The organism is Achromobacter sp., assembly GCF_049647645.1.
In the GTDB taxonomy this organism is placed as follows: Bacteria; Pseudomonadota; Gammaproteobacteria; order Burkholderiales; family Burkholderiaceae_B; genus Achromobacter.
In genome coordinates this window covers 25,533-37,674 of the sequence record NZ_JBARYB010000235.1, presented here as the reverse complement: position 1 = coordinate 37,674, position 12,142 = coordinate 25,533, and the positions used below count along the sequence as shown (strand labels likewise).

Annotated in this window: 12 protein-coding genes and 1 pseudogene; 12 read left to right on the top strand and 1 reads right to left on the bottom strand. The window is 67.3% G+C overall.

Annotation, left to right across the window (positions count from 1 at the left end):
- The 3 genes and pseudogenes from WBB14_RS27290 to WBB14_RS27280 all read left to right on the top strand — a co-directional run.
- Window positions 1-380: pseudogene (locus tag WBB14_RS27290) on the top strand (DNA polymerase III subunit delta'); the annotation flags it as partial.
- A gap of 67 nt (window positions 381-447) precedes the next feature.
- A complete protein-coding gene (locus WBB14_RS27285; RefSeq protein ID WP_424242531.1) occupies window positions 448-1,218 on the top strand; it encodes a TatD family hydrolase in 771 nt (256 codons plus the stop codon).
- A 38-nt stretch (window positions 1,219-1,256) separates the two neighbouring features.
- Window positions 1,257-2,162 carry an ankyrin repeat domain-containing protein gene (locus WBB14_RS27280; protein WP_424242530.1) on the top strand — a complete coding sequence of 302 codons (906 nt, stop codon included), beginning with the start codon at window positions 1,257-1,259 and terminating at the stop codon, window positions 2,160-2,162.
- 49 nt (window positions 2,163-2,211) lie between these two features.
- On the opposite strand, the gene WBB14_RS27275 is transcribed toward WBB14_RS27280, so the two are convergent.
- Window positions 2,212-2,910, bottom strand: a complete 699-nt coding sequence (locus tag WBB14_RS27275) for a GntR family transcriptional regulator (RefSeq protein WP_424242529.1) — start codon at window positions 2,908-2,910, stop codon at window positions 2,212-2,214.
- Between the two features lie 166 nt (window positions 2,911-3,076).
- On the opposite strand from WBB14_RS27275, the gene gabT reads away from it, so the two are divergent.
- The 9 genes from gabT (at window position 3,077) to WBB14_RS27230 (ending at window position 12,106) form a co-directional block, all read left to right on the top strand.
- Window positions 3,077-4,435, top strand: a complete 1,359-nt coding sequence (gene gabT / locus WBB14_RS27270) for a 4-aminobutyrate--2-oxoglutarate transaminase (protein ID WP_424242528.1) — start codon at window positions 3,077-3,079, stop codon at window positions 4,433-4,435.
- A 10-nt stretch (window positions 4,436-4,445) separates the two neighbouring features.
- Window positions 4,446-5,426: an aminopeptidase gene (locus WBB14_RS27265; RefSeq protein WP_424242527.1), complete on the top strand. Its 981-nt coding sequence runs from the start codon at window positions 4,446-4,448 to the stop codon at window positions 5,424-5,426.
- The gene (locus WBB14_RS27260) at window positions 5,423-6,196 is read left to right on the top strand and encodes an enoyl-CoA hydratase/isomerase family protein (protein WP_424242526.1); all 774 of its coding nucleotides are present in this window, start codon (window positions 5,423-5,425) and stop codon (window positions 6,194-6,196) included. Before WBB14_RS27265 ends, WBB14_RS27260 begins: the two co-directional genes overlap by 4 nt.
- Before the next feature lie 29 nt (window positions 6,197-6,225).
- The gene (locus tag WBB14_RS27255; protein WP_424242525.1) at window positions 6,226-7,425 is read left to right on the top strand and encodes a CaiB/BaiF CoA transferase family protein; all 1,200 of its coding nucleotides are present in this window, start codon (window positions 6,226-6,228) and stop codon (window positions 7,423-7,425) included.
- A gap of 119 nt (window positions 7,426-7,544) precedes the next feature.
- Window positions 7,545-8,780 carry an ABC transporter substrate-binding protein gene (locus WBB14_RS27250; RefSeq protein ID WP_424242524.1) on the top strand — a complete coding sequence of 412 codons (1,236 nt, stop codon included), beginning with the start codon at window positions 7,545-7,547 and terminating at the stop codon, window positions 8,778-8,780.
- Between the two features lie 27 nt (window positions 8,781-8,807).
- Window positions 8,808-9,683 carry a branched-chain amino acid ABC transporter permease gene (locus tag WBB14_RS27245; protein ID WP_424242523.1) on the top strand — a complete coding sequence of 292 codons (876 nt, stop codon included), beginning with the start codon at window positions 8,808-8,810 and terminating at the stop codon, window positions 9,681-9,683.
- A gap of 3 nt (window positions 9,684-9,686) precedes the next feature.
- Entirely contained in the window at window positions 9,687-10,583 is an 897-nt protein-coding gene (locus tag WBB14_RS27240; protein WP_424242522.1) for a branched-chain amino acid ABC transporter permease, read from the top strand.
- Between the two features lie 3 nt (window positions 10,584-10,586).
- Window positions 10,587-11,348, top strand: a complete 762-nt coding sequence (locus WBB14_RS27235; protein WP_424242521.1) for an ABC transporter ATP-binding protein — start codon at window positions 10,587-10,589, stop codon at window positions 11,346-11,348.
- On the top strand, window positions 11,345-12,106 hold the full coding sequence (locus WBB14_RS27230; RefSeq protein ID WP_207467540.1) for an ABC transporter ATP-binding protein: 762 nt from the start codon (window positions 11,345-11,347) through the stop codon (window positions 12,104-12,106). Before WBB14_RS27235 ends, WBB14_RS27230 begins: the two co-directional genes overlap by 4 nt.
- Window positions 12,107-12,142 lie beyond the last annotated feature (36 nt).

Below are 12,142 nucleotides of genomic sequence, written 5' to 3'. Positions count from 1 at the left end.
CGGCGCTGCGGTTGGCGCAGTCGGGCGAAGCCGCTTGTCCGCCCTGGCTGACCCAGCTGGTCGGGCCGCTGGCCCAGGGCCAGTCGCCCGACGTGGGCACGCTGGCCGAGGCCCTGGAAAAGGTGGCGGCCAGCGAATGGATCGACGCCTTGCAGCGCCTCTACACCGACCTGATGCTGGCCAGCGCAGGGGCGCCCGCGCGCTATTTCCCGGCGCTGGGCAGCGCGGTCGCGCAGGTTGCCGCGCGCATGAACCCGGCCAAGGTGGCCGAGGCCGCGCGCTGGCTGACGCGCCAGCGCGCGCTGGCCACCCATCCCCTGAACGCCAAGCTCTTCGCCCACGCGACCTTGCAGCGCGTGGTGCTATCCTGCCTGGCGTAAGCCTTTGATCCGGCGGCGCTGGTCCGGCAAAGGACGCAGCGCCGCGGCACTTGTATCCAGACTCATCATGTACGTCGATTCCCATTGCCATTTGAACTTTCCGGAACTGGTCGCCGATCTGCCGGCCATTCTTGACCGGATGACCGCCAACCAGGTCACGCATGCGCTGGTCGTCAGCGTCAACATGCCGGAATGGCCCGGCCTGATGTCGCTGGTCGAGCCGCAGGCCAATCTGTGGGCCTCGGTCGGCGTGCACCCCGATTACGAAGACACCCCGGACCCTAGCCCCGAAGAGCTGGCGCGCCTGTCGGCGCATCCCAAGGTGGTGGCCATCGGCGAGACCGGGCTGGACTACTACCGCCTGTCGGAACCGCTGGACTGGCAGCGCGAGCGCTTCCGCCGCCATATCCGCGCCGCCCGCGACACGGGCCTGCCCTTGATCGTGCACACGCGCTCGTCCGCCGAGGACACCGTGCGCATGCTGCGGGAAGAGCGGGCGGCCGAGGTCGGCGGCGTGATGCATTGCTTTACCGAAAGCTGGGAAGTGGCACAGGCCGCGCTGGACCAGAACTTCTATATTTCCCTGTCCGGCATCGTCACCTTCAAGAATGCGCAGGTGGTGCATGAAGTGGCCGCCAAGGTGCCGCTGGACCGGCTGCTGATCGAGACCGACTCGCCGTATCTGGCGCCGGTGCCGTACCGCGGCAAGCTGAACGACCCGTCCAAGGTGATCCATGTGGCCGAGAAGATCGCGGATCTCAGGGGCATACCCGTGGCCGAGGTGGCGAAGGCTTCAACGGATAATTTCTTCCGTCTTTTCAATAAGATAAAGAAATAATCTAATCCAGATTATTTAAAGTAATTTATAGGAATCCTATGGCCATCCGCATCGCGTCCGCCCAGAAGCTCGTCCTGTCGTGTTGCCGTGGAGCGCTGCTGGCGCTGGCCGTGGGGCTGGCTGCCCCGACCGCGGCGCAGGCCGCCAATCCCGGCGACTGGTGGGTCTATGTGGCCAATGACTATCCGGACGACATCAAGGAGCTGCTGGCGCGCGGCGAGGATCCTAACGTGCGCTACAAGAACGGCCAGCCGGCGCTGATGCGCGCGGTGGTCGATGGTGCCTGGAAGGTGTTCGACGTGCTAGCCGCCGACAAGCGCACCGACGTGAACGCCGAGAACCCGGCGGGCGAGACGCCGCTGATGTATCTGGCCATCGCCGGCCAGACCGAGCGCGCCAAGAAGCTGATCGCCCGCGGCGCCCAGGTCAATCGCCTGGGCTGGACGCCGTTGCATTACGCGGCGTCGAAGGGCCAGCTGGAAATGGCGCGCCTGCTGCTGGCGCACAAGGCCATGGTCAACGCGCCCGCGCCCAATGGCGAGACGCCGCTGATGATGGCCGCGCTTTCCGGCCGCAAACCCATGGTCGACCTGCTGCTGAAGGCCGGTGCCGACGTGGGCTCGCGCGATACCAAGGGCCAGACCCCGGCCGATTGGGCCAGGACGGGCAAGTCCACGGCGGTGGCGGCGGAACTGGACCAGCTGATCGCGCAGCAGCAGGAATCCCGTCGCAAGCTGCGCGCGTCGCGACCGGCCGAGGAAGGCGCCGAGGCGGCTGCCGCAGCAGGCACGGACGCTGGCGCCGCAGTTGGCGCGCCGGCCAGTCCGGAGCAGGCCGCGGCGCCGGCTGCGGCCGCCGAAAAGAAAGCCCCGGCAACGTCTTCCGGCGTCCAGGGCGTGTCCGGCGTGAAGCTGAACAACTACGACGAGCCTGCCGCGCCCTGAGGCGCGGGTCCGCCGCAGGCCGGCCCGCAAGGGGCCGGCCTTTCCCGCTTCAGATCACGTAGTTCTTGTAGCGCTCGATGTAGTCGCGGGCGCTGCCGTTCAATTCCCGCACGCAGCGCTCGGCCTCGTCGGCGTCGCCGCGGACCATTGCGTCCAGCAGGGCGCGGTACTGCTTGATCCCCATCTCTGAGCGGCCCGGCAACAGGGCCACGCGGCGCATCGACACGCGGGTGCGGTCGTAGATGCGCTCGATCATGTCGCTGAGTACCGGATTGCGCGCCAATTCCTTGATGTGATTGCGGAATTGCTCGATCGTGGCCACGTGGGCCTCGATGTCGCCGCTCTTCAGGCTGTGCTCGAAGGGCTCTCCCAGCAGGGCCTGCATTGCTTCCCAATCGGCGGGCGTGGCATTGGCGATGGCCAGGCGGACGGCCAGGCCGTCCAGCGCCTCGCGCACCTGATAAAGCCGATAGGTCGTTTCCATGTCGACCAGGGCCACGACGGCGCCCTTGTTGGGCACCCGTTCCACCAGCGCGCGGTCTTCCAGCGTCGCCAGCACTTCGCGCGCCTTGGCGCGCGGGATGTCGTAGGCCTGCGCCAGGTCTTCCTCCGGCACGCGGGTGCCGGGCAGCAAGGCCTGCGACGCAATGCGTTCCCGCATATCCAGTATGACTTCGTGGGTGGACGCTGCCTTGCGTGTTTCCTTGGCGGCGGCGTCGGGTGAGGCAGTCGCGCGTTTGTTGGGCATGTAGGCACCTGGGTTGAGTGGTCGAAAGCATATCATCTTTTTTGAACTCAAGATTGTGCACAATTTAGAATGCGTAGTTGTAAATCATCATTGACACAATAAAACGCACAAGAATATAGTGACTGCACTTCGTCGCCGTACCCACGCATCCAAGGAGCCCAGGGCAATGAAAGACGCCGCGCAGTCCCCTCAACTTCCAGGCCCGCAGTGCCAGGCATACCTGGCCCGGCGCAACGCCGCGGTCGCCCTGGGCGTGGCCAATGGCCCCCCGGTATTCGCGGCCGGCGCCAGCGGCGCCACGCTGACCGACCTGGACGGGCACACCTACATCGATTTCGCCGGCGGCATCGGGACCTTGAATGTCGGCCATGCGCATCCCGAGGTGGTGGCCGCCGTCCAGGCCCAGGCCGCGCGCTATTTGCACACCTGCTTCAACATCGTCATGTATCCGGAATACATCGAACTGGCCGAAGCGCTGGTCGATCTGGTGCCCGGATCCTGGCCCAAGAAGGCCATGCTGCAGACCACCGGCGCCGAGGCCGTGGAAAACGCCATCAAGGTGGCGCGCCGCGCCACCGGCAGGCAGGCGGTGGTGGCGTTCGAAAACGCCTTCCACGGCCGTACCTACATGGCGCTGTCGCTGACCGCCAAGGCGCCCGCGTACAAGAGCGGCTTCGGCCCCTTCGCCTCCGAGGTCTACCGCGCGCCGTTTCCGGTGCGCTACCGCTCCGGGCTTACCGAAGCCGAATGTTCCGAAGCGGCCTTCAACGAATTCCGTCGCCTGGTGGAAACCGAGATCAACGCCGAGCAGGTCGCCGCGGTGATCATCGAGCCGGTGCAGGGCGAGGGCGGCTTCCATGCCGCGTCGCCCGCCTTCCTGCAGGCGCTGCGCGCCTACTGCACCCAACACGGCATCGTGCTGATCGCCGACGAGATCCAATCGGGCTTCTGCCGCACCGGGGAGTGGTTCGCCACCCAGCATGCCGGCATCGAGGCCGATCTCTACACCCTGGCCAAGTCCATGGGCGGCGGCTTGCCGATAGCGGCACTGGTGGGGCGCGCCGACCTGATGGACGCGCCGGCCGTGGGCGGCCTGGGCGGCACCTATGGCGGCAACCCGCTGGCTTGCGCCGCGGCGCTCGCGACCATCGCGGTCATGCGGCGCGAGGACTACGCTGCGCGCGCCCGGGATCTGGGCGCCAGAGTGCGCGAACGTTTTGCGGCCTGGGCCGGACAGTACGGCATCGTCGGCGACGTGCGCGGCTTGGGCGCGATGGTGGCGTTCGAAGTCGTGCGCGGCAACGGCGACGACAGTCCCGCCGGCGATCTGGCGGCGCACATCGTGCAGGCGGCCTACCAAGGCGGACTGGTACTGGTGAAGGCGGGCTTTTACGGCAACGTGATCCGCTTCCTGGCGCCCCTGTCCATTACCGACGAGGAACTGGCCCGCGGCCTGGACATCCTCGGGCGCGCGGTGGCGGACGCCCAGCGCATCGCCGACGCCCGCGCGTCGCAAACCGCTTGAGGAGCGCGCCATGCATACGCTGTTGAAACTGAAGAACGCGCGCAAGGTGGTCAGCCAGCTGGGCGCGGCGAAACCGGGCATGGAAGTGCTGGTGCTGTACGACCTGCACACCCATCACAACGTCGAGCCCCTGGCCATTGCGGTGGACGAAGCGGGCGCCGGCCTGCACCTGCTGCAGATCGCAGGCTCCGCGCGCCACGGGCGGCAGTTGTCGCCGGTGGTGGCGCAGGCCATGCAGGCGGCCGACCTGGTCATTGCCCTGACGCGGGCCAATGCCGCCCACACCGACGCGCGCCAGCAGGCCACGCGCGCCGGGGTCGGCGTGATCGTGCTGCCCGAATCCCATCTGCCCGATTTCTTCCTGGCCGAAGGCTGGGATTGCGACTTCGACGCGCTGCGTCCGCAGATCCAGGGCCTGGCCGACGCGCTGACCCGCGCCGACACCGCCCGCGTCACCAGCGCGCTGGGCACCGACGTGACCATGAGCATCGCCGGCCGCCAGGGCCGCGCCCTGCACGGCTTCGCCAACACCACCGATATTTCGGCGGGTTATTGCCTGGAGTCCAGCCTGGCGCCGGTGGAAGGCACGGCCGAAGGCGTGATCGTGGTCAACGCCAGCATCCCCGGCGTCTCGCTGATCCGCGACGAGCCGGTGCGCATCCATATGGAGAAGGGCATGGCGGTGGCGATCGAGGGCGGGGCGGTGGCGCGGCAGTTCCGCGACCTGCTGGCCAGCTTCAACGACCCCCTGGTCTACAACCTGGGCGAGCTGGGCGTGGGCATGAATCCGCGCTGCCAGCTGGACGGCACCATGCTGTCCGACGAATCCGTCTACGGCTCGATCCAGCTGGCGCTGGGCACCAGCGCCTACATCGGCGGTACCGTCAAGGCGGCCGCCCACTACGACACCATCGTCACCGACGCGACGCTGGAACTGGATGGCCGGGTGGTGCTGCAAGGCACCGAACTGCGCCTGGAGGAAGCGGCATGAGCATAGACCTGAGCCGCGACGCCGACGGCGTGGCCACCGTGCTGATGAACCGCCCGGAAAAGCGCAATGCGTTCACGCTGGACATGTATCGGGAGTTCGGCCGGGTCATGCGCGAACTCGACGCCGACGACGCGGTGCGCTGCGTGGTGCTGCGCGGCGCAGGCGGCGCCTTCTGCGCCGGCAGCGACATCGGCGGTTTCGAGGAAGACCGCGACGGCGCGGCGCAGGCGGCCGAGTACGCGCTTTTCACCTTGTCCATGACCGACACGCTCAAGCATCTGCGCCATCCCACGGTGGCCTGCATCGAAGGCGTGTGCGTGGGCGGCGGGCTGGAGCTGGCCGCCTTGTGCGACATCCGCATCGGCGGGCGCAACAGCCGCTACGGCATTCCGGTGAACCGCATCGGGCTGACCGTGGACCACCAGGAACTGGCTGACCTGATCCGCGTGGTCGGCGCCGCGCGCGTGCTGGAAATCCTGCTGGAAGGGAATATCTTCGGCGCCGACGAGGCCATGGCCAAAGGCCTCTTGAGCCGCGTGGTGGACGACGAGCGCGTGGCCGAGCAGGCCTACGCCACGGCCCGCCGTATCGCCGCGGCCGCGCCACTGGTCAACCGCTGGCACAAGCGCTTCGTCGGCCAGCTGCGCGAAGGACGCGCGCTGACCCAGGACGAGCGCAACGAAGCCTACGCCTGCTTCGGCACCGAGGACTACCGGCGCGGCCGCGAAGCCTTCGCCGCCAAGCGCATCCCCGAATTCATCGGCCGCTGAGCCGGCCACCGACCCGAAACGGACCGCATATGACGCAAGCTGCATCCCCCCTGGCAGGCATCAAGATCCTGGACCTTTCGCAGATCATGGCCGGCCCGTACTGCACCATGGTGCTGGCCGACCTGGGCGCCGAGGTCATCAAGGTCGAAAAGACCGGCGCCGGCGACGACTCCCGCGAAATGGGCCCCTATGTGAACGGCGAGTCCACCTGTTTCGCGCAGATCAACCGCAACAAGCAGGGCGTGGCGCTGAACCTGAAGGACCCCGAGGCCCGCGAGGTGCTGTACGAACTGGCCCGCTGGGCCGACGTGGTGGTGGAGAACTACCGCGTGGGCGTGACCAAGTCGCTGGGCGTGGACTACGAAACGCTGTCGCGCATCAATCCGCGCCTGGTGTATTGCTCGATCTCGGGTTACGGCCATACCGGCCCCTCGGCGGGCAAGGGCGGCTTCGACCTGGTGGCCCAGGGCATGAGCGGCATCATGAGCATGACCGGCGAGCCTGGCGGGCGGCCCTTGAAGTCGGGCATCGCCATCTATGACGTGGGGGCGGGACTGACCGCGGTCTACGCCATCCTGGCCGCCTGCATCCACCAGATGAAGACGGGCGAGGGCCAGCACATCGACATCGCGCTGGCCGAATGCGGACTGCCCTGGTTCGTCTGGGAGGCCGCCGCCTACTTCGCCGACGGCACCGTGCCCGAAGGCACCGGCAGCCGCCACCGCGTGTCGGCGCCGTACCAGGCCTTCGGCACGCGCCAGGGCTTCATCATGATAGGCGCCGCCAACCAGCGCACCTGGGAGCGCCTGTGCGCCGACGTGCTGGAGCGCCCCGAACTCATCACCGATCCGCGCTTCATCACCAATTCGGACCGGCTGGCCAACATTGCAGAACTGGAACCGCTGCTGGAAGCGGAATTCGCGCGCGCCGACGCGGCCGAATGGATCGAGCGCTGCGAAAAGGCCTCGGTGCCCTGCGGCCCGATCAACGATTTCGGCCAGGCCATGCAGGACCCGCACTACCTGGCGCGCGGCATGGTGCAGGAACTGGACCACCCCGCGTTGGGCAGGATGAAGACCCTGGGCATCCCGACCAAGTTTTCCAAGACGCCGGGCGCCTTGCGCACGGCGGCGCCGCTGATGGGCCAGCATACCGACGAGGTGCTGCGCCGTTTCGGCGTGGCGGACGACCGCATTGCCGGCATGCGCGCCCGAGGAGTGATCGCGTAACAGGAAAACCGCAGCAGGCAGTATCGAAGTCGCATCCAAGCTACAAGGGGACGCCGGCGTCACGCACGCCGGCGGCTATTCGAAGTTGAACAAAGATGTTCACGCCGCAAGGAACCTTCATGACACAGCCCATCCATCTCTCCCGCCGCGGCTTCATCGCGGCCAGCGCCGCGCTGGCCGCTTGCGGCGCCGTTCCCTCCCTGGTCCGGGCGCAATCGACCCAGCCGTTTCGGTTGGGGGCGCTCAATTCCATCACCGGCGTCGGCGGCCCCTACGGGCCGGCCATGCTGGAAGCCATCAAGATCGCCATCGATGAGGTCAATGCCGCTGGCGGCGCGGCCGGCCGCAAGATCCAGCTCTACGCCGAAGACGACCAGACCAAGCCCGACGCCGCCGTGCTGGCCGTGAAGAAGCTGATCGAGATCAACAAGGTCGAGGCGGTGATCGGCATCTGGCCGTCCTCGGTGGGCCTGGCCGCCATGCCCATCACCAATGCGGCGGGGCTCATCACCATGAACACCTGCGGCGCGCCGGAAATGTTGACCGAGAACAAGCAGGGGCTGGCCTGGATGTTCCAGGCGTCCAACGCGGTGTTCGGCCGCGCCTTCGCCGAAGTGGCGCGCCAGCGCGGCTTCAAGCGGCCGGCGGTCATGGCCTTCAATAACTCCACTTTTGTGGGGCAGGCCAACTACTTTCGCGATGCCTGGCAGGAGAAGGGCGGCAAGGTCAGCGCCTTCACCATCTACGAGCCCAACCAGACCACCTACCGCACCGAACTGACCAAGGTGCTGGCCTCCAAGCCCGACGTGATTTCGCTGAGCGCCTACCGGCCCGACGCCACCATCATCCTCAAGGAATGGTTCCAGACCGGGCAGGACTGCAAGTTCATCATGCCGGGCTGGACCGCCAACGAAGACCTGGTGAAGGCGCTGGGCAAGGAAGCCACCGAGGGCATCATCTCGATTTCCAACGTGGCCGCCCATGAGCACCAGGCCTACAAGACCTTCGCCGCCGAATTCCGCAAGCGCACCAAGCGCGAGCCGGACATCTTCGCTTCGCAGTCCTATGACATGGTGATCACGCTGGCGCTGGCCATCGAGGCGGCTGGGGCGACTGCGGACGTGGCGGCCATCAACGGCAAGATCCGCGCCGTGACCGCGCAGGGCGGCGGCGAAAAGGTCAGCGGCTTCGCGCAAGGCCAGGCGCTGCTGCGCGCCGGCAAGCCGGTGGATTACGACGGCGCGTCCTCGCGCCTGGATTTCGGCAAGCAGGGCGAGACCGTGCCGGACTTTGGCGTCTTCGACATCCGCGACGGCAAGCTGGTGCTGAATGAAGTCATCGCCGGCCAGGTCTGACGATAAAAACACTAGGGGAACACAAGTATGGATGCAATCACCGTCATCAACGCCGCGATCAACGGCGTTGTGATCGGGATGCTGCTGGCCTTGCCGGCACTGGCGATTACGCTGGTGTTCGGCATCGCCCGCTTTCCCAACGCCGCCAGCGGCGACTACATGACGTTGGGCGCCTATGCCGCCGTCTTCACGCAGGCGCTTGCCGGCGGCTCGATGCTGGCGGGCGGCCTGGCGGCCGTCGCCGGCACCACGCTGGTCAGCCTGTTTTTCTATGCCTGGGTGTTCCGGCCGCTGGAGTCGCGCTCCAACGTGTCGCGCCTGATCGCCTCCATCGGCGTGGCCTTCGCGCTGCGCAGCACGATCACGTTCTTCGCCGGGCAGGACCAGTACACCTTCGACATGCCATTGACGCGCGCCTGGAATTTCGGCGGCGTGCGCATCCTGCCCACCGACCTGTATATCGTCGGCACGGCGGTGGCGGCGCTGGCGTTGGTGTTCGCCCTGATGCACATGACGCCCACCGGGCGGCGCATGCGGGCGGTGGCGGACAACCCCGAGCTGGCCGCGGCCAGCGGCATACGCGGACGGCGCGTGATGATCACGCTGTGGAGCATCGCCGGCGCCTACTGCGGGCTGGGCGGCGTGCTGCTGGGCATCAAGGCGGTGGTGATCCCCGAACTGGGCTGGGAACTGCTGATGCCCATGTTCGCGGCCGTGATCCTGGGCGGCATCGGCAATCCGGTGGGTGCCATCGTCGGGATCATGGTGTTCAGCATTGCACAGGAAGTCGCCAGCCTGGTGGTCGGGCCGGCCTACAAGATCGTATTCGCCTTCGCGGTGCTGCTGTGCGTGCTGCTGCTGCGTCCCCAGGGTATCTTCGGCCGTCCGATGGCGGCGAGGTGAGTCATGGAAGCCTATCTGATTGCTATCGCCATCGGGATCCTGATCTACATGCTGCTGGCCTTTGGCCTGTCGCTGCACTACGGGTTCACCGGACTGATCAACTTCGGCCACGTCGGCTTCTTCGCCATCGGCGCCTACACCTCGGCGCTGCTGTCGCTCAAGGGCGTGCCGATACCGATATCCATGGTGGCGGCCGCCGCAGTCGCCGCCTTGGCGGCCTGGCCGCTGGGCATGATCGCCTTGCGGTTGGGCAGCGACTACCTGGCCATCGTGACCCTGGGCTTCTCGGAGTCGGTGCGCATGATGCTGCAGACCGAGGAATGGCTGACGCGCGGCATGCACGGCCTGCCGGGCATCCCGCGGTTGTTCGCGGGCTGGGCCTCGCCGCAGACCGTGGACCTGTGGATCATGCTGCTGCTGGTGGCGGTCAACGCCGGGGCGCTGCTGCTGATCCATCTGGTGATACGCAGCCCGTTCGGGCGCGTGATCGAAGCGGTGCGCGACAACGAGGTGGCGGTGCGGGCGCTGGGCAAGGACCCGGCCCGCTTCAAGACCCGTTCGCTGATGCTGGGCGCGGGGCTGGCCGGCCTGGCGGGCGCGTTCCAGGCGCACTACCTGACCTTCATCAGCCCTGAACAGTTCGTGCCGTTGATCACGTTCTACATCTGGATCGCCATCATCCTGGGCGGGGTGGGGCGCTTGAGCGGCGTGGTGGCCGGCACGGTGCTGCTGGTCGGCTTCCTGGAAGGCTCGCGCTTCGTGCGCGACTTCGTCGGCGGCATCTCGGAGGTACAGATGGCCAGCGTGCGCATCGGCGTCATCGGCCTGGCGCTCATCTGCGTGGTGCTGTACCGGCCCCAGGGCATTTTCGGCAACACCTCGACCACGCGCAGGAGATAAGGCATGACGTTGCTTTCCATCAAAGGGCTGAGCGCCGGCTTCGGCGGTTTCAAGGCGCTGGATGACGTGTCGCTGGAAGTGCGCAAGGGCGAAATGGTCGGGGTAATCGGCACCAACGGCGCGGGCAAGAGCACGCTGTTTTCGGTGATCACGGGCTACATCCCGCCCAGTTCCGGGTCGGTGCGCTTCGCCGACGAGGACATCACCGGCGTGGCCGTGCACCAGCGCGTGCGCCGCGGACTGGCCCGCACCTTCCAGGTGCCGCGCGAGTTCAGCCAGCTGACGGTCTTCGACAACATGATGGCCGCCGCGCCGGACCAGCGCGGCGAAAAGCTGGCGGCGCTGGTGTTCGCCCGCCGCGAGGTGGCGCGCGAAGAGGCTCGCAACGCGGAGCGCGTGCATGAACTGCTGGCCTTCCTGAACCTGACCCGCGTGGCGGACGAGCCGGCCGGGAAGCTGTCGGGCGGCCAGAAGAAGCTGCTGGAACTGGGGCGGCTGCTGATGCTGGAGCCGCGCTGCATCCTGCTGGACGAACCGTTCGCGGGCGTCAACCCGGTGCTGATCGAAGAACTGTCGGCGCGCATCGTGGAACTGAACCAGCGCGGCCTGACCGTCGCCATCATCGAGCACAACCTGGAAGAGCTGTCGCGCATCGTGCCGCGCATGTACGTCATGGACCGCGGCCGCGTCATCGCCGAAGGGACGCCAGACAGCGTCCTGGCCAATGAACAGGTGCGCGAAGCGTACATGGGGGGAGTGATATGAGCCAGCTCGTCATGCAAGGCCTGTCCGGCGGCTACGGCGAGGTCGATATCGTGTCCGGCATCGACATGCACGTGGCGCCGCGCGAAATCGTCACCATCGCCGGCACCAATGGCGCGGGCAAGTCCACGCTGGTCAAGGCGGTGATGGGGCTGCTGCCGCGCATTGCCGGAACCATGACCTTCGACGGCCGCGACCTGCTCGCGCTGCCGGTCGAAGAGCGCGTGCGCATCGGCATCTCCTATGTGCCGCAGGTGCGCAATGTGTTCGGCGCGCTGACCGTGCTGGAGAACCTGCAGGTGGTCGAGCACGTGCAGGCGCGCGAAAAGCGCATCCGCGACATGTTCGAGCTGTTTCCCGCGCTGGCCGGGCGGCGCAAGACGCATGCCGAGAACCTGTCCGGCGGCGAACGCCAGCAACTGGCGTTTGCCCGCGCGCTGATGTCTTCGCCGCGGCTGATGGTGCTGGACGAACCCTCGGCCGCCTTGTCGCCGGCGCTGACCGAGCAGGTGTTCGCCGAAGTGCGGCGCCTGCCGCAGATCGGCGTGGGCGTGCTGATGGTCGAGCAGCGCGCGCGCCAGGCGCTGGCGTTCAGCGACCGCGGCTACATCCTGGATTCCGGCCGTATCGTGCTGACCGATACGGGGCAGGCGCTGCTGGCCAACCAGCATATGAGCGATCTGTATATCGGGCGGGGAGGGCATGCGGGGGGCGGCCACGCTGGGGGCGATCGTTCGTCCGCTGGCAATGTCCCCGCCTGAAACCGATTGGACCGTCCCGCCGGCGGCTGTTGGCGC